At 71.6% G+C, this 19067-nt stretch carries 17 protein-coding genes and 1 tRNA gene; 10 read left to right on the top strand and 8 right to left on the bottom strand.

Translation table 11 applies throughout. From position 1 onward, the window contains the following. The first annotated feature begins 16 nt into the window (after positions 1 to 16). The gene (pyk, locus tag K8W59_RS10610; RefSeq protein ID WP_223393608.1) at positions 17 to 1465 is read left to right on the top strand and encodes a pyruvate kinase; all 1449 of its coding nucleotides are present in this window, start codon (positions 17 to 19) and stop codon (positions 1463 to 1465) included. Positions 1466 to 1492: 27 nt separating this feature from the next. On the opposite strand, the gene K8W59_RS10605 is transcribed toward pyk, so the two are convergent. Continuing rightward, positions 1493 to 1566, bottom strand: a tRNA-Leu gene (locus K8W59_RS10605). 35 nt (positions 1567 to 1601) lie between these two features. Between K8W59_RS10605 and K8W59_RS10600 the strand changes: the two genes are divergently transcribed. The 5 genes from K8W59_RS10600 (at position 1602) to K8W59_RS10580 (ending at position 6589) form a co-directional block, all read left to right on the top strand. After that, the gene (locus K8W59_RS10600) at positions 1602 to 2195 is read left to right on the top strand and encodes an ANTAR domain-containing response regulator (protein WP_223393606.1); all 594 of its coding nucleotides are present in this window, start codon (positions 1602 to 1604) and stop codon (positions 2193 to 2195) included. Between the two features lie 109 nt (positions 2196 to 2304). Continuing rightward, complete coding sequence (locus K8W59_RS10595; RefSeq protein WP_223393604.1) at positions 2305 to 3633, top strand: branched-chain amino acid ABC transporter permease; 1329 nt, start codon at positions 2305 to 2307, stop codon at positions 3631 to 3633. Positions 3634 to 3649: 16 nt separating this feature from the next. Next, entirely contained in the window at positions 3650 to 4831 is a 1182-nt protein-coding gene (locus tag K8W59_RS10590; protein ID WP_223393602.1) for a branched-chain amino acid ABC transporter permease, read from the top strand. Continuing rightward, positions 4824 to 5795: an ABC transporter ATP-binding protein gene (locus K8W59_RS10585; RefSeq protein WP_223393600.1), complete on the top strand. Its 972-nt coding sequence runs from the start codon at positions 4824 to 4826 to the stop codon at positions 5793 to 5795. Before K8W59_RS10590 ends, K8W59_RS10585 begins: the two co-directional genes overlap by 8 nt. Next, positions 5792 to 6589, top strand: a complete 798-nt coding sequence (locus K8W59_RS10580; RefSeq protein ID WP_223393598.1) for an ABC transporter ATP-binding protein — start codon at positions 5792 to 5794, stop codon at positions 6587 to 6589. The genes K8W59_RS10585 and K8W59_RS10580 overlap by 4 nt, the downstream gene beginning before the upstream one ends. Positions 6590 to 6761: 172 nt before the next feature. Here K8W59_RS10580 and K8W59_RS10575 read toward each other — a convergent pair whose 3' ends face one another. From K8W59_RS10575 to K8W59_RS10565, 3 genes are all read right to left on the bottom strand, one after another. After that, on the bottom strand, positions 6762 to 7799 hold the full coding sequence (locus K8W59_RS10575; protein ID WP_223393597.1) for a type IV toxin-antitoxin system AbiEi family antitoxin domain-containing protein: 1038 nt from the start codon (positions 7797 to 7799) through the stop codon (positions 6762 to 6764). Between the two features lie 257 nt (positions 7800 to 8056). After that, a complete protein-coding gene (locus K8W59_RS10570; RefSeq protein ID WP_223393596.1) occupies positions 8057 to 9388 on the bottom strand; it encodes an ABC transporter substrate-binding protein in 1332 nt (443 codons plus the stop codon). Positions 9389 to 9572: 184 nt separating this feature from the next. After that, positions 9573 to 10298 (bottom strand): DUF554 domain-containing protein, encoded by a 726-nt coding sequence (locus tag K8W59_RS10565; protein WP_223399785.1) that lies wholly within the window; start codon positions 10296 to 10298, stop codon positions 9573 to 9575. Positions 10299 to 10455: 157 nt separating this feature from the next. Between K8W59_RS10565 and K8W59_RS10560 the strand changes: the two genes are divergently transcribed. After that, a complete protein-coding gene (locus K8W59_RS10560; protein ID WP_223393595.1) occupies positions 10456 to 11043 on the top strand; it encodes a GNAT family N-acetyltransferase in 588 nt (195 codons plus the stop codon). 9 nt (positions 11044 to 11052) lie between these two features. Here K8W59_RS10560 and K8W59_RS10555 read toward each other — a convergent pair whose 3' ends face one another. Next, the gene (locus K8W59_RS10555; protein WP_263283232.1) at positions 11053 to 11493 is read right to left on the bottom strand and encodes a hotdog fold thioesterase; all 441 of its coding nucleotides are present in this window, start codon (positions 11491 to 11493) and stop codon (positions 11053 to 11055) included. Between K8W59_RS10555 and polA the strand changes: the two genes are divergently transcribed. Beyond that, positions 11492 to 14260 carry a DNA polymerase I gene (gene polA / locus K8W59_RS10550; RefSeq protein ID WP_397195749.1) on the top strand — a complete coding sequence of 923 codons (2769 nt, stop codon included), beginning with the start codon at positions 11492 to 11494 and terminating at the stop codon, positions 14258 to 14260. The two genes, K8W59_RS10555 and polA, sit on opposite strands and share 2 nt — an antisense overlap. A gap of 49 nt (positions 14261 to 14309) precedes the next feature. On the opposite strand, the gene K8W59_RS10545 is transcribed toward polA, so the two are convergent. Continuing rightward, positions 14310 to 14615, bottom strand: coding sequence for a hypothetical protein (locus K8W59_RS10545; RefSeq protein ID WP_223393593.1), 306 nt, complete (start codon positions 14613 to 14615; stop codon positions 14310 to 14312). A gap of 3 nt (positions 14616 to 14618) precedes the next feature. Continuing rightward, positions 14619 to 15893, bottom strand: coding sequence for a lipopolysaccharide biosynthesis protein (locus K8W59_RS10540; RefSeq protein ID WP_223393592.1), 1275 nt, complete (start codon positions 15891 to 15893; stop codon positions 14619 to 14621). A gap of 71 nt (positions 15894 to 15964) precedes the next feature. Here K8W59_RS10540 and K8W59_RS10535 point away from each other — a divergent pair, with 71 nt between their 5' ends. Both K8W59_RS10535 and K8W59_RS10530 read left to right on the top strand, forming a co-directional pair. Then, on the top strand, positions 15965 to 17623 hold the full coding sequence (locus K8W59_RS10535) for a hypothetical protein (protein WP_223393590.1): 1659 nt from the start codon (positions 15965 to 15967) through the stop codon (positions 17621 to 17623). 90 nt (positions 17624 to 17713) lie between these two features. Next, positions 17714 to 17866: a DUF2613 family protein gene (locus tag K8W59_RS10530; protein ID WP_223393588.1), complete on the top strand. Its 153-nt coding sequence runs from the start codon at positions 17714 to 17716 to the stop codon at positions 17864 to 17866. A 20-nt stretch (positions 17867 to 17886) separates the two neighbouring features. Here K8W59_RS10530 and K8W59_RS10525 read toward each other — a convergent pair whose 3' ends face one another. After that, positions 17887 to 19014, bottom strand: coding sequence for a glycosyltransferase family 4 protein (locus K8W59_RS10525; RefSeq protein WP_223393586.1), 1128 nt, complete (start codon positions 19012 to 19014; stop codon positions 17887 to 17889). Positions 19015 to 19067: the final 53 nt, after the last annotated feature.

The raw sequence follows: 19067 nt of genomic DNA, 5'->3' as shown, positions 1-19067 counted from the left end.
GCACTAGGGTCGAGGTGTGCGTAGAGCAAAGATCGTCTGCACCATGGGTCCTGCCGTCGCCTCCCCGGAGCAGATCGCGGCGCTCATCGACGCGGGCATGGACGTGGCCCGGCTGAACATGAGTCACGGCTCCCACGAGGACCACGAGCGGGTCTACCGCCTGGTGCGCGAGGCGTCGGACGAGAGCGGTCACGCGATCGCGATCTTCGCCGACCTGCAGGGGCCCAAGATCCGGCTGGAGACCTTCGCCGAGGGTCCGGTCGTGGTCACCCAGGGCCAGGAGTTCACCATCACCACCCGCGACGTGCCGGGGGACGCGACGGTCGCCGGGACGACGTACGCCGGCCTGCCGGGCGACGTGAAGGTCGGAGACCCGATCCTGATCGACGACGGCAAGGTGCACCTGCGGGTCACCGGCGTGACCGACACCGACGTGACCACCGAGGTCGTCGTGCCCGGGACCCTCAGCGACCACAAGGGGATCAACCTCCCCGGTGTCGCGGTGTCCGTGCCCGCCCTGTCGGCCAAGGACGCCGAGGACCTGCGCTGGGCGCTGCGCACCGGCGTGGACTTCATCGCGCTGAGCTTCGTGCGCAACGCGGCCGACGCCGAGGACGTGCGCCGGATCATGCACGAGGAGGGGATCCTCGTCCCGGTCATCGCCAAGATCGAGAAGCCGCAGGCGCTGCAGAACATCGACGACATCATCGACGCCTTCGACGGGATCATGGTCGCGCGCGGGGACCTCGGCGTTGAGTGCCCGCTCGAGGACGTGCCGGTGCACCAGAAGCTCGTGGTCGAGCGCACCCGGGCCAAGGCCAAGCCGGTGATCGTCGCGACCCAGATGCTGGAGTCGATGATCAGCGCCCCCGCGCCGACCCGCGCCGAGGCCTCCGACGTCGCCAACGCCGTCCTGGACGGCGCGGACGCCGTGATGCTGTCGGGCGAGACCTCGGTGGGCGCCTACCCGATCGTCGCCACCCAGACCATGGGCCGGATCATCGAGTCGACCGAGCGGATGGGCCTGGCCCACATGGCCGAGGTCACCTGGGAGCCCTTCACCCGCGGCGGGATCATCGCCAAGGCCGCGGCCGAGGTCGCCCAGCGCGCCGGTGCGAAGTACCTCGTCGCCTTCACCACCAGCGGCGACTCCGCCCGGCGGCTCTCCCGCTACCGACCGATCACCCCGATCCTCGGCTTCACCACGACCGACAAGGTCCGCGACCAGCTGGCGCTCACGTGGGGGGTGGAGCCGTTCAAGGCCGACTCGGTCGAGCACACCGACGAGATGGTGCGGCAGGTCGACGAGGCGCTGCTCGCCACCGGCCGGGTCGAGGAGGGTGACCTGGTGGTCATCATCGCCGGCAGCCCGCCGGGCATCCCTGGCTCCACCAACGCGCTGCGGATCCACAAGATGGGTGACGCCATCAACGAGGTGGCCCCGGCCTACCGACGCCAGGACTGACGCCGGGCCGAGCCTCGGGCGCAGGGGTGCCCCGGGTGAGATTCGAACTCACACTGAATGGTGTTTGAGACCATCGCCTCTGCCGGTTGGGCTACCGGGGCCGCGGGGACAAACTACCCCGACTAGCCTGTGAGCCGTGACCCAGCCCAGCACCCGCCGCGTCCTCATCGCCGAGGACGAGGCGCTGATCCGGATGGACCTCGCCGAGATGCTCGGGGAGGAGGGGTACGACGTCGTGGGCCAGGCCGCCGACGGCGCTCGCGCCATCGAGCTCGCCGAGGAGCTCCGGCCCGACCTGGTCGTCATGGACGTCAAGATGCCCGTCCTCGACGGGATCGCGGCGGCCCAGCGGATCGCCGAGCAGCGGATCGCGCCGGTCGTCATCCTCACCGCGTTCTCACAGCGCGACCTGGTCGAGCGGGCCAGGGACGCCGGCGCGATGGCCTACCTGGTGAAGCCGTTCAACCGCCAGGACCTGGTGCCGGCGATCGAGATGGCGGTCAGCCGATTCTCCGAGCTGTCGGCGCTGGAGTCCGAGGTGGCCGACCTGACCGAGCGGCTGGAGGCCCGCAAGGCCGTCGAGCGCGCCAAGACCGTGCTGCAGGACCAGCTGGGGATCAGCGAGCCCGAGGCCTTCCGCTGGATCCAGAAGACGGCGATGGATCTGCGCCTGTCCATGCGCCAGGTGGCCGACGGGGTCATCACCCACGGCGCCGACCTGCCTCGCTGACGTCACGATCTGGACACGCTCCACCCCAATTCCTCCCAGGATGTGGCGCAGGTCACCGGAACGGCCCTTAGACTGCGCGATGGTTCGACCGGCCGAGGGGAGATCTTTCGTGAAGAGTCCTGACCGCGTGCGCCCACGACGGGTGGCGCTGGCGCTCCTCGTCGGCGCGCTCCTGGCTCCGTTGGCCGCGGTGGTCGCGGCGCTCAGTCCGGCCTCGGCGGCCGAGACCATGTGCCTGCCGGTGGCCAACCAGTCGGCCTGTCTGGCGAGCACGGTCCGCACCGAGGAGGCCGTCGTACCCAACGTCACGATCAACGTGACCGGGCCGAACGGCTTCGAGGAGTCGGTGACCACGTCGGAGACCGGCGCGTGGAACGTGCAGGTCACCGAGCCGGGCGACTACACGGTCGCGATCGACGAGAAGACGCTGCCCGACGATGTGGCCGTGACCGGTCCCGCCAGTCGCCAGGTCAAGGTCGAGCTCGGCAAGACCGTCGCGCCGATCATCGCCGTGCGCACCGGTGCCTACGACGCGACCACCAGCTTCGGCGAGGAGCTGGTCAAGAGCTCCTTCAACGGGCTCAAGCTCGGGCTGCTGCTCGCGATGGCGTCGATCGGGCTCTCGCTGATCTACGGCACCACCGGGCTCTCCAGCTTCTCCCACGCCGAGCAGGTGACCATGGGCGGCATGCTCGGGTTCCTGCTGATCAACCCCAACGAGGCCGGGCTGGGTCTGATCCTGGGCGGCATCCTGGTGGTCATCATCTGCGGGGCCACCGGCTGGCTGCAGGACGCCGGCATCTGGCGACCGCTGAGACGTCGAGGGCTGGGGCTGGCGCAGCAGATGATCGTGACGATCGGGCTGTCGCTGGCGCTGCAGTACACCTTTCAGTACTTCGTCGGCGCGGGCACGGTGAAGGTCACCCTGCAGACGTCCACCTCGCACACGCTGGGGCCGATCACGTTCACCAACATGGACCTGTTCGCGATGGGCCTCTCGGCGGTGGTGCTGATCCTGGTCGGCCTGGGGCTGCAGCGCACCCGCGTGGGCCGGGCCACCCGGGCGATCTCCGACAACCCGTCGCTGGCCAGCGCGTCGGGGATCGACGTGGACCGGGTGATCCGGCTGGTGTGGACGCTGGCAACGGCGCTCGCCGGCCTCGCCGGGCTCCTCTACGCGCTGGTGATCCAGCGCGGCATGCGGTGGGACTCCGGTCTGCAGATCCTGCTGATCCTCTTCGCCGCGGTGACCCTCGGCGGGCTCGGGACCGCCTTCGGCGCCCTGGTCGGCTCGCTCATCGTCGGGCTGGTGATCGAGCTGGCCCCGCTGCTGGGCGCCCCGGGCGACCTGAAGTACGCCGTGGCGCTGCTGATGCTGATCGTGTTGCTGCTGGTCCGGCCGCAGGGCCTGCTCGGTCGAGCAGAGCGTGTCGGGTAAGGGAAGGACTGAACCCATGAGCGACATCAAGGACGACCACGGCGCGACGGCGACCGAGGAGCCTGCGGACGGCGTGACCGACGAGACCACCGGCGAGGAGGTCGAGGACGACGGGCCGCGCCGCTCGCCGCTGAAGAACGCGCTGCTGGCCACCGGGCTGATCCTCGGCTCGCTGATCCTCCTCATCATCGCCGCCAAGGTGCTGCCAGGCACCCCGGGGGCGATCGCCCGCGGCATGCTGCGTGAGGCGATCGACGCCCGGACCGCCGCGATGGCGATCGCGATCATCGGCCTCAACATCCACTTCGGCTACACCGGCCTGCTCAACATGGGGCAGGCGGGCTACATGCTGCTGGGGGCCTACGGCTTCTCGATCTCCATCTGGCACGGACTGTCCATGCCGGTGGCGATCCTCATCGGCCTGGGCGCCTCGCTGGTGTTCTCGCTGCTGATGGGTGTGCCCACCCTGAAGCTGCGCGGGGACTATCTGGCGATCGTGACGATCTCGGCGGCGGAGATCTTGAGGTTCACGGGGCGGTTGGCCGCCTTCGAGGACTTCACCGGGGCCGCCCAGGGGATCCCGGGCAGTGCCTATCGTCAGCCGTTCGTCGACCTGTCCTTCCTGCCGCAGACCGGGACCTACGACTTCCTGGGGATCCTGGAGCTGCAGTGGACCGGCGTGAACGGCTGGTGGGTGCGGCTGGTGGCCTGGACCCTGGTGCTGGTCTGCGTCGGCATCGTCGCGCTGCTCGTGCTGAGCCCCTGGGGCCGGCTGCTGCGCGGGATCCGCGAGGACGAGGACGCGATCCGCAGCCTGGGCAAGAACGTGTTCGCGGTGAAGATGCAGGCACTGATCATCGGCGGCCTCTTCGGCTCGCTCGGCGGGATGATCTACATCCTCCCCGGGTCGATGCAGCCGGACGCGATGGGCCGTAACCTGACCTTCTTCGCCTGGACCGCGCTGCTGCTGGGTGGTGCGGCCACCGTCTTCGGCCCGGTGCTGGGATCCATCCTGTTCTTCTCGCTCCGCATCCTGATCCAGGGGACGGCCGATGCCGTCGTACCCAACGCGATCATGAACACCGCGCAGACCAAGCAGTTCGCCTGGATCTGCGTCGGCGTGGCGCTGATGTGCCTGGTGATCTTCCGACCACAGGGCATCCTGGGCAACAAGAAGGAGCTGCGGTTCAATGTCTGAGACCACCGCCGCGCGCGACCTGGCCGACCCCGAGCAGCGCCGCGCACTCACCGGCACGTTCGACCCGACCCCGGGCGGGGCGAAGAACGACCCGATCCTCGAGGTCGACAACATCGTGCGCCAGTTCGGCGGCATGAAGGCCGTCGACGTCGACCACCTCGAGGTCGAGCGCGGGCTGATCACCGCGCTGATCGGGCCCAACGGTGCCGGGAAGACCACGTTCTTCAACCTGATCACCGGCTTCGACCGGCCCAGCACGGCCGGCAAGGGCGCCCACTGGTCCTTCAACGGCAACAAGCTGGACCGTACGTCGGCCTCCAGCGTGGCGCTGGCCGGGATGGTGCGGACCTTCCAGCTGACCAAGGCCCTGAACCGGATGACGGTGATGGACAACATGATGCTGGGGGCCCGCGGACAGTCGGGGGAGAACCTGCTCAAGGCGATGATCCGGCCGCTGTGGACCGGCCAGGAGCGGCAGATCGAGGAGAAGGCGCTCGGGATCCTCGAGCGCTTCAAGTTGCTCGCCAAGAAGGACGACTACGCCGGCAGCCTCTCCGGCGGCCAGCGCAAGCTGCTCGAGATGGCCCGGGCGCTGATGAGCGACCCGACGATGATCATGCTCGACGAGCCGATGGCCGGGGTGAACCCCGCGCTCACCCAGTCGCTGCTCGGCCACATCCAGGCACTGCGCGACGAAGGCATGACCGTGCTCTTCGTGGAGCACGACATGCACATGGTGCGCCACATCAGCGACTGGGTCGTGGTGATGGCCGAGGGCCGGGTGATCGCCGAGGGCCGCGCCGACGAGGTGATGGGCAACCAGGCGGTCATCGACGCCTACCTCGGCGCCCACCACGACACCGATCTCGGGGACGACGCCCTCCTGGAGGGCGAGGCCATGCAGGATCTGGCCGACGAGGTGGCGGCCGAGGAGACCGCCCGTCAGGAGGAGGAGAAGGCATGAGCCCCGCCGACACGTCCACGACCGCGAGTACCGCGGCCACCGAGGACCGCGGTACGCCGGTCATCGAGGCCACCGACATCGTCGCCGGCTACCTGCCGGGGGTGAACATCCTCAACGGGTGCAGCCTCACCGCCTACCCCGGCGAGATGATCGGCATCATCGGCCCCAACGGCGCCGGCAAGTCCACGCTGCTCAAGGCGATCTTCGGCCAGGTGCGCGTGCACTCGGGCGACGTACGCTTGCACGGCGAGGAGATCACCAACCTCAAGGCCAACAAGCTGGTCGAGAAGGGCGTCGGCTTCGTCCCGCAGACCAACAACGTCTTCCCGAGCCTGACCATCGAGGAGAACCTCCGGATGGGGCTCTACCAGCGGGCCAAGAAGCTCAACCAGCGGCTCCCGGCGATCTGGGACCTCTTCCCGGTGCTGCACGACCGGCGCAACCAGCGCGCCGGTGGGCTCTCCGGCGGAGAGCGGCAGTCCCTGGCCATGGCCCGGGCGCTGATGATGGAGCCCTCGGTGCTGCTGCTCGACGAGCCGTCCGCCGGCCTCTCGCCGGTGCGGCAGGACGAGACCTTCCTGCGGACCCGGATGATCAACAAGACCGGCGTCTGCGTGGTCATGGTCGAGCAGAACGCCCGCCGGGTGCTGCAGATCTGCGACCGCGGCTACGTCCTGGACCAGGGTCGCGACGCCTACACCGGCACCGGCCGGGAGCTCGCGAACGACCCGAAGGTGATCGAGCTCTACCTCGGGACGCTGGCCAAGGACGTCGACGCCGCCCGCGGCCTGTAGCCCCGCCGTACCTTCGCCGCCCCCGCCGCCCCGGCGCATGCCGCTCGCCCCGCCGCATGTAACGCACAGTTCGGTCGGCTTGTCGAGCGGTACGGCACTCGACAGGCTCACCGAACTCTCGACAAGTGCTCGGAGGCAGGCCGGTAGGTGCGGCCGGAGGGAGCCGGCCGGGTCAGGCGGGGCAGTACGGCGTCCGCCGGCGGCCGCGCAGATGCGCCACCTTGGCGGCGAGGTCCGGGGCCAGCCGGGTGCCGTAGGCACGCTCGCTGGCGTGCCACTCGCGGTCGATGCGCCGCAGGGCCGCCTGCCTCCCCGGGCCCCACACGTCGCGCCAGGTCAGGTCGGAGACGCCGAGGCCCTCGGCCCGGATCAGGGAGGACCGCTCGGCCGCGTCGGTGACGACGTCGGCCATCTGGTGCGTCGCCACGCCGCCCAGGTCGGGCGGGAGCAGCTTGATCCGGCCGTGGAACTCGAAGACGTGGTTGCCCACCCGCAGATCGCACCACACGACGCCCCTGTCGGTCAGCACCGGGAACTGGGTCTCGGGCTCCTCCTCGAGGCCGAGCTCACCGACCAGGGTGCGGGTCAGGGTCTCGCCGATCGACTCCACCCCGCCTCGGCTGTTCGCCAGCGCCTCGCGCGCGGTGACGACCCCCGGCCAGAAGCGCATCCGCTCGACGACGGACTCCAGTTGGGCGACGCTCACCCCGCGGTGCCGGGCGGAGTCGATGGCCGCCAGGCCCAGGTCGTACCCGTGCTCCCGGGCGATGTCGACCGCCGTGCGTGGGAGGTCGAGGCAGGTCAGGCCGTCGTGCACCACGGTGTCGGCGTCGCGGAAGGCGGCGATGTGGTGCTTGACGCCCCGGTCGGTCCGCCCGCCGATGGCGCGAGGCTGGGTCACGTGCACGATCTCGGTGGCAGGCCGGAGCACGGGGAGCCCCTGGAGGTAGGCCGAGGACTCGTGGCTGAAGACGAAGGGGACCCGGATGCTCAGGCCGGCGGCGATCGCGCGTAGCCTCCGGGCGCCGGTGTGCTCGTCCAGCGCGGCCCAGGTCTCGGCGGAGGTGTACCAGCCGCGCCGTACCGGCACCAGCTCGCCGGACCGGCGCATCCGGCGCAGGTCCTCCAGGGTGAAGCCCAGCCGGCGGATCTCCCGGTGGCTCACCAGCCCGTGCTGGCGGGCCATGGCGGCGAGGAGGCGGGTGTCCATCCGGCGATCCTGCGGCCGTGCGCGGGCGCCGTACACCCTGGATCGCGCCGCCTGTGGATGACGTCGGCTCGGGAGGGGGCTGTGGAGAACCCGCCCGTGGGAGCTTGTCGAGAGTTCGGTGAGCCTGTCGAGTGCCGTACCGCTCGACCAGCTGACCGAACTGTGCGTTACATGGCGAAGGGGCGGGGGGGTACGGCGACCCCGGACGCACGACGCCCCCGGCACCGGGCCGGGGGCGTCGCGACGTCGCGGGCGGGTCAGCCCTTGGCACCCTCCACCGTGGTGCTGAAGACGTTCTTGTTGTTGTTGTCGAACTGGTAGATGCCGATGAACGCCGAGGACGGGTCGTTCTCGTCGTCGATCGGGCCGATGCCGGACGGGCCGGTGTACTTGATCTCCGAGCCCTCGTCGAGCAGGGCCACGCAGTCCTCGTAGGAGGTGCACTCCTCGCCGTCGGTCGCGCCGGAGACGGCCGCCATGTTCTTCTGGATCGTCTCGGAGTCGGTCGCGCCGCCCTTCACCGCGGCCAGCGCGGCAAGGATGACGGCGTCGTAGGACTCAGCACCGTAGGCGTAGTCCGAGAGCGCCTCGCCCTCGACCTGCTCGTGCCAGCCGCTCAGCCGCGCCTTGACCTCCGCCGAGGCGTCCGCACCCGGGATGGTGCCCTTGGCGCCCTCGAGCGTGCCCGCCGGGAAGTCCTTGGAGTAGTCGGCGGTGTTGCCGTCGGTGTAGTAGGTCTTCGACATGTCCCAGCCCTGCTGCTTGAGCTCGGGCACGATCGCCTTGGTCTCGTCGAAGGCCAGCACCACGATGGCGTCCGGCTTGGCCGCCAGCGCCGCGCTCACCTCGGAGGAGAACGTGGTCTGGCCGGCGGGGAACTCGTCGCCGTCGCCCTTGCACCCGTAGACGCAGGAGCCGCCGGAGCCCTCGAACTGCTCCTGGACCGCGTTGCGCAGACCGGTGCCGTAGGTGTCGTTGAACACCAGGAAGGCGACCTTCTGGTAGCCGTCCTGCGCGATCAGCGTGCCCAGCGCGGCACCCTGGATGCCGTCCGGGGGAGCGGTGCGGAAGTAGTACGGCGAGTAGCCGGACAGGTCCACCGCGGTGTTCGCCGGGGAGATCTCCACGATCTTGTTGTCGGCGAAGGTGTCCACCACGTTCAGCGTCACGCTGGAGGACGCGGCGCCGATCACGACCGACGGCTTGCTGGAGACCAGCGAGTTCGCCGAGGCGCTGGAGACCGCCATGTCGGTGGAGTCGCCGGAGTCCTGGATGTCGTAGCAGGCGTCCGCTCCGTCCACGCCGCCCGCGGCGTTGATGTCGGAGACGGCCAGGCCGACACCCGCGATCTCGGGCGGGCCGAGGAACGCCAGGTTTCCGGTGAGCGGCAGGATGCCGCCGACCCGGAAGGCGTTGGAGCTGTTCTGGTCGCCGGTGCACTCGGCCTTGGTGAAGTCCTCGTTGGTGCTGCCCTCGGCGGACTCCGAGGCGGACTGGGACTCGCCGGATCCCGAGCCGGATCCCTCGTTGCTGGAGTCGGAGGAGCCGCAGGCGGTCAGGGCCACGCTGAGTACGGCGGTCCCGGCCATGAGCCTCATCCATGAGGCGGTCGTGGGTCGATTCACGGTGTGAACCTTTCTGTGGGTGTGGAGCACGTTCGCCGGCCCCCGGCCACGTCCCGGATCCGTGGAGGCGACAGCACGGTTACGGTAGGACCTGCGCAGTGTGAACTGAGTCACGCGTGGTCGGTCGTGACCGAACCGTTACCAGCGGTCACCGCAGGGTGGCGACGAGGCTCACCAGCGCCGGGGCGACGAGCAGCGCCGGCAGCAGGTCGGCGACCGCGACCTCCCGGATCCGCAGCAGCCGCAGGGCCACGCCGACCAGCAGCAGGCCTCCGACGGCGGTGATGGCGGCCAGGTGCGGGTCGGGGAGTACGTCGCCCAGCGCCATCCCCACCAGGGTCAGGGAGCCCTGCACCACCACCACGGTGAGCACGCTGGCCGCCACGCCCCACCCGAACGCCGCGGCGAAGGCCATCGACGCGAACAGGTCCAGCGCCGACTTGAGGAACAGCTGCTCCGCGCCGTTCCCGAGACCGTCGTTGAGGGAGCCCAGGATGGTCAGCGGCCCGGTGCAGAAGACGAGGGAGGCGGTCACGAAGCCCTCGATGAAGCGGTGCCGGTCCGCCGAGTCCGATCCGCGGCTCAGCAGCTGCTGCAGCCGGCCCCCGATCGCCTCGACCCGCTGCTCCAGGCGGAGCAGCGAGCCCGCGATTCCGCCGAGCAGCAACGAGCCGAGGACGATGAGGACCGGAGCACTGGGGCCGACGTACTCCGAGAGCACGGGATCGAGCACCGAGCGCGCCGACAGCGCGGCGATGAGCAGCGTGACCAGGCCCAGGGCATCGGTCACCAGGTCACGGGTGCGGTCCGGCAGCCGATGGCCCAGCAGCAGGCCCAGTCCTGCGCCGACGAGCACCGCCAGCGCGTTGACCAGGGTGCCGATGCCGGGAATGTCAGGACTCCTTGCTCAGACGTCGCCTCAGGAGCGTAGTCTGACCGGGCGGTCCCGGAGTTCGGGGGGACACCCGGGCCGCCAGGGCGTGGCTCGGCTCGGGCGCGACCCTGTCGTGACTCTGGAGGGGAACCCCGATATGGCTCGGACACCCGCCGTCCTGCGGGAGGCTGCGGCCGACGACGCCGAGGCGCTCGTCGAGATCTGGGGCGGCGTGCTGCGGCGCGTCGACCACGAGCAGCAGCTGGCCGACGTACGTCGGATCGTGGCGGACGCGGCCGAGGACCCCGGCTCGCGGATCGTGGTCGCCGAGTGCGAGGGCGCCGTCGCCGGCGCCGCCTACCTGCGGATCACCACGATGACCCCGATCAACCTCGAGCCGGTGGTGCTCACCTTGAGCCCGCACGTGCTTCCCGACCACCGCCGCCGGGGCGTGGGGCGTGCGCTGATGGACGCCGGCGTCGCCTGGGCGGAGGAGAACGGCATCGCGCACGTGGCGACCGCCGCGGTCTCGGGCGCGCGGGACGCCAACCGGTTCATGGCCCGGCTGGCCCTGGCGCCGCAGGCCCTGCTGCGGGTGGCGCCGACGAGCGCCGTCCGTGCCAAGCTCACCCCGCAGCCGGTGCGCCGCGGCAACCGCCAGGTCAGCCAGGTGCTGGCCGCCCGGCGCTCGCAGCGCCAGCGCCCGAGCGGGATCCCCTCCCGCAGCGGCCCCGTCCTCGGCTGAGCCCGCGGCTCAATCCCGCTGCGCGGGGATGAGCGCGCACGTGATCCGGGAGGTGCACACCCGGCGGCCCTGGTCGTCGGTGATCTCGATCTGCCAGGCCGCCATCGAGCGACCCAGGTGCAGCGGGGTGGCGACCCCGGTGACGGTGCCCGACGTCGCGGCGCGGTGATGGGTGGCGTTGATGTCCACCCCCACGGCGATCCGGTCGGGGTAGGCGTGCAGCGCGGACCCCAGCGAGCCCAGCGTCTCGGCGAGCACCACGGACGCGCCGCCGTGGAGCAGCCCGTAGGGCTGGGTGTTGCCCTCGACCGGCATGGTCGCCACCATCCGCTCGGGGGAGAACTCGGTGACCTCCACGCCCATCTTGTCGTTGAGGGCGCCGTTGCCCTCCGGGGCCAGCGCCAGGAACTCCTCCAGGGTCGGGGGAGCGGTGTTCTCAGGGGTGCTCATGGCGTCATTGTCGCCCAGGCGTCGGCTGTCCGTGGCGGCGGATAGAGTCGCGGGCGTGCCCGAGAAGAGTGCCGAGACCGTGACGCCCCGCCTGATGCTGCTCGACGGCCACTCCCTGGCCTACCGCGCCTTCTTCGCCCTCCCGGTGGAGAACTTCACCACCGCGACCGGCCAGCACACCAACGCCGTCTACGGCTTCACCTCGATGTTGGTCAACGTGCTGCGCGACGAGCAGCCGACCCATGTCGCCGTCGCCTTCGACAAGTCGCGCCAGACCTTCCGCCTGGAGGAGTACGCCGACTACAAGGCCGGCCGCAACAAGACGCCCGACGAGTTCCGCTCCCAGCTGCCGCTCATCCAGCAGCTGCTCGACGCGCTCCGCATCCCGCACCTGGAGTCCGAGGGCTACGAGGCCGACGACATCATCGCCACACTGTCCACCCAGGCCGCCGGCCGCGAGATGGAGGTGCTGGTCGTCACCGGCGACCGCGACTCCTTCCAGCTGGTGACGGACACGACCACGGTGCTCTACCCCATGCGCGGGGTCTCCGAGCTGGCGCGGATGACACCGGCCGCGGTGGAGCAGCGGTACGGCGTCCCGCCGCAGCGCTATCCCGAGCTCGCCGCCCTCGTCGGCGAGACCTCCGACAACCTGCCCGGCGTCCCCGGGGTGGGCCAGGGCTTCGCGGCGAAGTGGATCAACCAGTTCGACGGGCTGGACAACGTGATCGCCCGCGCCGACGAGATCGGCGGGAAGAAGGGCGAGGCGCTGCGCGCCCACCTGGGCGACGTGATGCGCAACCGCCGGCTCAACGAGCTGGTCCGCGAACTCGACCTGCCGGTGGGCCCCGACGACCTGGCCCGGCAGCCGTGGGACCGCAGCGCCGGCCTGGCGCTGCTCGACGAGCTGGAGTTCCGCGGGGAGCTGCGCACCCGGCTGACCGGGGTGATCGACCCCGAGCCGGAGGAGGAGATCGACGACTCCGGCTTCACCATGACCGGCTCCCGGCTCGAGCCCGGGCAGGTTGCGGCCTGGCTGGCCGAGCACGCCGCGCCCGGGTCGGGCGTGCTGACCGGCGTCGCCGTACTCGGCTCCTGGCGAGCCGGGACGGGGTCGGTGCGCACCGTCGCCCTGGCCACCGCCGAGGGCGACGCGGCCGCGATCGAGACCACCGAGCTCACGCCGGAGGACGACTCCGCCGTGGCCGCCTGGCTGGCCGACCCGGAGGCGCCCAAGGTGATGCACGACGCCAACGGGCCGCTGCTCGCGTTGGAGGCGCAGGGCTGGCCGGTGCAGGGCCTGATCAACGACACCGCGCTGGCCGCCTACCTGGTCCAGCCCGACCAGCGCACCTACGACCTGGCCGATCTCACGCTGCGCTACCTCAAGCGGGAGCTGCGCAGCGGTGAGTCCGACCCCGACCAGGGGCAGCTCGCGCTGGACGAGGTGGACGACTCCGCCGCCCAGACCGCGATGCTGCACGCCCGGGCCGTCCTCGACCTCGGCGAGGCGCTCGACGGCCAGGTCGCCGAGCGCGGCGGGGAGGCGCTGCTGCGCGACGTCGAGCTGCCGCTGGTGCACCTGCTGGTGCGCATGGAGCAGACCGGCATCGCCGTGGACACCGACCACCTGGAGTCCCTGGAGTCGCACTTCGGTGAGCAGGTCCGGCAGGCGGCCGAGGACGCCTACGCCGTCATCGGCAAGGAGATCAACCTCGGCTCGCCCAAGCAGCTGCAGGTGGTGCTCTTCGACGAGCTCGGCATGCCCAAGACCAAGCGCACCAAGACCGGCTGGACCACCGACGCCGACGCCCTCGCGGGGCTGTATGAGAAGACCGAGCACCCGTTCCTGCAGCACCTGCTGCGCCACCGCGACGTGATCCGGCTGCGGCAGACCATCGAGGGCCTGCTCAAGACGGTGCAGCCCGACGGGCGGATCCACACCACCTTCAACCAGCTGATCGCGGCCACCGGCCGGCTCTCCAGCACCGACCCCAACCTGCAGAACATCCCCATCCGCACCGAGGAGGGGCGACGGATCCGCGAGGCGTTCGTCGTGGGCGAGGGCTATGAGTCGCTCATGACCGCCGACTACAGCCAGATCGAGATGCGGATCATGGCCCACCTCTCCGAGGACGACGGGCTCACCCAGGCGTTCCGCTCGGCTCGCGACTTCCACTCCGAGACCGCGGCGCGGGTCTTCGACGTCGAGCCCTCCGCGGTCACCGGGGAGATGCGGGCCAAGATCAAGGCGATGAACTACGGCCTGGCCTACGGCCTCTCCGCGTTCGGCCTGTCCCAGCAGCTGCGGATCGACACCGGCGAGGCCCGGGCCCTGATGGATGAGTACTTCGAGACCTTCGGCGGGGTGCGGGACTATCTGCGCGGTGTGGTCGACGAGGCCCGCCGCAGTGGCTTCACCGAGACCGTGCTCGGCCGGCGCCGCTACCTCCCGGACCTGACCAGCGACAACCGGCAGCGCCGCGAGATGGCCGAGCGGATGGCTCTCAACGCGCCGATCCAGGGCTCGGCCGCGGACCTGGTGAAGGTCGCGATGCTGCACGTCGACGCCGCGCTGCGCCTCGAGGGGCTGTCGTCGCGGGTGCTGCTCCAGGTGCACGACGAGCTCGTCTTCGAGGTCGCGCCGGGGGAGAAGGACGCGCTGGACGCCTTGGTGCGCGAGCAGATGGGCAACGCCGCCGAGCTCACCGTCCCGCTGGACGTCTCGGTCGGCACCGGGCGGTCGTGGCACGAGGCCGCGCACTGACGGCCAGCCCGGCGTTCGCGCGCGGCGCCGGGGCCGCACGCCCTGCCGGTCAGGCGGGGTGGGTGAACGACACCGGCGTGCCCGTGGAGCGGGCGTAGTCGATCTCCCGACCGGTGGACTCGCCGACGTACCCACCCGGGTTCACCACGAGAACCCGGTCGGCCAGGTCGATCTTGCGTCGATGGAGGTCGTCCAGCGCTGCCTTCTGCTCCGGCGTCACCGTCTGGGACGGGTCGGGGTCGCCCGGCGCGAGGACGATGGCGCCGGCGAAGGTCAGCTCGCGGTTCGCCGTACGCATCTCCTCGGCGAAGCGCATGGAGCCGCAGATGCAGACGATCTCGGGCAGGTCGGTCACGGCTCAACCCTCCCAGGGGTCGGCGGCCGGCACACCGGGCACCTGCGGCTCCTCCTCGGGCGTAGGCTCGGTCCGGCTGGTCACGACCAGGCTGACCGCGGTGAGAGCGACCGCCAGGACCAGGTCCACCGCCAGCACCAGCCAGGCCAGCGCGGCGACGCTGTCGACTCCGAGCCCGAGAACGCCCAGAACGACCAAGGCCACCCAGACGAGCACGACCGACCGGCGCCCGCGCCGGGCGAGCACCGAGTAGACGAGCACCTGGATCACCGCCAGGGTGCCGCCGATGAGGGCGAAGAGCCACAGGTCGCCCTGGACGTCGGCGAACGCGCGCCCTCCGACGAAGGCGAGGGCGAGGCCGCTCAGCAGGTACGTCGCGGCGACGGCGACCAGCCCCAGCCCGGAGACGGCGGCCAGGCTGCGCAGCAGCACCCGTCTGCGCTCGGCGGGTGTCGCAAGCGCGGGGAAGGTGACCACGACGACGAACTGGGGGAGGAAGAGCACCGCCTTCGCCACGATCACGCCGGCGGCGTAGAGCCCTGCATCGTGAGCGTCGAGGACCCGCCGCGCCAGCACGATGTCGACGTTGCTCAGCATGAAGAACGCGAAGAGTGCCTGGGAGTTGTGCAGCCCCTCGAGGGCGAGCCGCCGCCCGGCGTGCCGAGCCGCGACCGGCCCGGTGATCCGGGTCCCGCGCAGCGCCCAGCTGCCCACCGCGACCGGGGCGAAGCAGGCCAGCGCGACCCCGGCCATGGCGACGGTCTCGGAGGGGCGCCACAGCAGCAGGGCTGTCCCGACCAGCAGTCGCGGAACCCCGGCACTGGCGTAGACCCAGGCCAGCGGAGCCCACCGCCGCTCGCCCTGGAGGACGCCGGCCTGGCCCCCCATGACGGTGAGGGGAACGGCGGCCACCGCCAGCGCGACCGCGCCGCCCAGGTGCTCCAGCCGCAGCACCCGCTCGACGACCGGTGCGAGGAGCAGCAGCACCACGCCCAGTGCCGCCGCGGCCAGGTAGGTCACCCGCAGCACCGTCCGCTCGATCTGGGCGACATGGTCGGGGTCGTGGGAGACGCGCCGAGCGGCGGTGGTCTGCATCGCCAGCGAGACCACGTTGACCACCAGCAGCAGGTTCATCAGCGCGGCGAACGCGCCGTAGTCGCTCGGCCCGAGGAGGCGGGCCGCGATCATGGTGAAGCCGTAGGCCGCGACGTTCATGACGCCCATCGCCAGCGCGATGCCGCCGCCGCTGCGCAGACCCTCACCCGTCGACTTCGGCACGGGCCGAGCCTAGGGGCCCGGCCATCGGGTTAGGGTCACCGACGCGGGTGGAGACCAGACGAGGAGGCCGCGTGGCTAGCGACCGGGGAGGCCTCCTGTTCGCCGCCGGCTGGTCGTTGCTGCTGGCGCTGCTGTTGCTGGGCCCGGCGCTGGGGCCCGGCTACGTCCTCGCCTACGACATGGTGTGGGTGCCCGATCTCGCGCTGCGCCCGGACTTCCTCGGGACGGGTACGGCACTCCCGCGCGCCGTGCCGTCCGACGCCGTGGTCGCGGTGCTGGACGAGGTGGTCCCGGGGGCGCTGCTGCAGAAGCTCGTCCTGCTGGGCTCGCTGGTCTCGGTGGGGACGGGTTGTGCCCGGCTGGTCCTGCCGCTGGGCCGTACGGCGATGGTGCCGGCCGCGACCCTGGCCATCTGGAACCCCTACGTCGTGGAGCGGTTGTGGCTCGGGCACTGGACGATGCTCCTCGCGGTCGGCGTCCTGCCGTGGGTCCTGCTGCTCGCCCGCAGGGCCGGAGCCGAGGCGAGGATCCCCAGGGGGCTGCCGGTGCTGGTGCTGCTCGGCAGCCTCAGCGCGGGCGCCGGCCTGATGACGGCGGTCGCCGTGCTCGCCGCCGGGCTCCGGCGGGGCCGGGCGAGCCTGGGCCTGGTCGGGCTCCTCGCCGCCGCGAACGCGCCCTGGGTGGTCGCCGGGCTGCTGCACCGGGCATCGGCCACCTCGTCGGCGGCGGCCGCGGAGGCCTTCGCCGCCCGGGCCGAGGGCTCCCTCCCGCTGCCGCTGACCGTGCTCGGGCTCGGCGGGGTGTGGAACCGCGAGGTGGTGCCGGCCTCCCGCGAGTCGCTGCTCGGCCTGGTGGCACTGGCGCTCGTGGCGGTCCTCGCGGTGGCCGGAGCCCGCGCCTGGTGGGCCGATCCCGGCCCGGCCGGTCGGCGCGGGCCGCTGCTCGCGGCCTTGGTGGGCTGGGCGCTGGCCCTGGTCTCGGGATGGCTCCCCGGAGCGCTGGGCTGGCTGGCCGCGCAGGTGCCCGGCGGGGGACTGCTGCGCGACGGCAGCCGGCTGCTGGGGCTGTGCCTGCCGCTCGTGGTCGTGCTGGCGGCCCGCGGGGTCGCCGTACTCCTTGTGCGCGTGCGCGACCCGCAGCTGCGGCCGCTCCTCGCCGCGGTCGCCTGCCTGGGGGTGCTGGCGACCCTGCCGGACGCCGCCTGGGGCGGGCTGGGCCGGTTGCGGGCCGTCGACTACCCGGATTCGTGGCGAGAGGTGCGCAAGGCCGTGGCCGACGCCGACGGCCGCGACGTCCTGGTGCTCCCGTTCACCAGCTACCGCGCGCCGGGGTGGAACGGCGGGCGCAAGGTCCTCGACCCGCTGGGGCGGTACCTGCGGCCGGACTTCGTGGCCAGCGACGAGCTGTACGTCGCCGGTGACCGGCTTCCGGGGGAGGACCCGCGGGCGCGCCGGCTGGACGCCGCCCTGACCGGTGAGACGGGCGAGGATCTCGCTGCCGCGCTCGCGGCTGAGGGGGTCGGCGTGGTCGTCACCGACGAGGATGCCGGTGGAGAGGCGCCCGCACTTCCCGGAGCGACGCGGCGGTTCGGTGCCGTCTCGGTGCAGGAGATCCCCGACGTACGGCACCTCGAGGCATCCCGGTCGTGGTGGGTGGCGATGGCCGGGGCCTGGGGCGGGTGGCTGCTCGTCCCGCTCGCACTCATGCTCCGACGACGCCGACGCGAGTGACCTGGCACACCCGCGTCGCCAGAAGTCCGCCGTTCGGTGAACTCGCTGGTAATATCGCCGCGGATCGCAACCGGAGGGAATGGGAACACCATGGGTTCGAGCGTGCTTGGCGCCGTGATCAGCGCCGTCGTCGGAGCAGCGTTGGCGGGAGCCACCTTGGTCGGGGTCGTGTCGTCGCAGACCTCGGCCCCCGAGCAGAACCCGGTGAACGCGGAGAACCCCGCGATCGACTACGGCAGCTGACCGCCAGCCTCCCGAGGCTCTCAGCCGGTCCGGTCGAGCGCCCGGGTCACCACCGCCGCGAACCCTTCCTGGGTGCGGTCCCAGGAGAAGCGGCGACTCATCCGCCGCGCTCCCTCGCCCAGCCGCTCGCGCAGTGGCCGGTCGCGCAGCAGTCGCCCCAGCGCGGCGGTGAACTCCTCCTGATCGTCGACCAGCAGGCCCGAGACGCCGTCGTCGACCGACTCCCGCGTGCCCCCCGCCCCGCGGTAGGCGACCGTGGGCGTGCCGTGCATCCCGGCCTCGCCCACGACCAGGCCCCATCCCTCCTTCAACGACGGCAGTGCGAGCACCCACGAGGCGGCGTCCAGCTCGTGTTTGCGCGGCTCGTCGACGTGCCCCTCGAACCGCACCAGGTCGGTCAGTCCCCGCTCCTCGACGTACTCGACGAGGTTCTCCCGCCACCAGCCGTCGCCGACGATGTGCAGCATCAGCTCCGGGAACTCGGCGCGCAACGCCCCGGCGGCGTCGACGGCGTGCTCGACCCGCTTGTGCGGGACCAGCCGGCCGACCACCGAGACCGTCGGCGTGGCCGCCTTGGGCGAGTCGCCGTGCCAGGCGTCGGTGCCGTTGTGCACGACGCTGATCCGCTCCCGGGCCACGCCGAGACCGACGAGCTCGTCGCGGGTGGCCTCGGAGACGGCGACGTACGGCGAGCGCCGGTAGACCCGTGGCGCCAGCCGGCTCTCCACCCACCAGCCGATGCGGCCCACGAGGCCGGGGTAGACGACCGGCCACTGCTCACGGTGCACGTGGTGCACCAGCACGACGACCGGGACGCGCGTGGCGAGGCGGGACAGGAAGGGCAGCCCGTTCTGCACGTCGACCACCAGGTCCGGGCGCCCCAATCGGCCGGTGAGCAGGTGCCACAGGCCCTGGGGGTAGACGCTCAGCTTCGACCCGGCGCGCACGAACCGGATCCCGTCGCGCATCTCGGTGGCGGGGCCCTGATCGTGAGCCGCGGAGAAGACGGTGACGCTCGCGCCGCGCGCCACCAGGCCGGCGGCGACCTTCTCCAGGTAGCGCTCCGCGCCGCCACCCTCGGGGTTGGCCGTGTCCCGCCAGCTGAGGAAGACGACGTGGCGCCCCTGCAGGTCGATGGTGTCCGGCACCGGCACACCGTAGCGGCAGGTTCTCCGGTGCACGGGCCGGAGGTCGGCTAATG

It is taken from the genome of Nocardioides rotundus (assembly GCF_019931675.1).
GTDB lineage: Bacteria > Actinomycetota > Actinomycetes > Propionibacteriales > Nocardioidaceae > Nocardioides > Nocardioides rotundus.
This window is presented reverse-complemented; position numbering and strand designations above follow the sequence as displayed.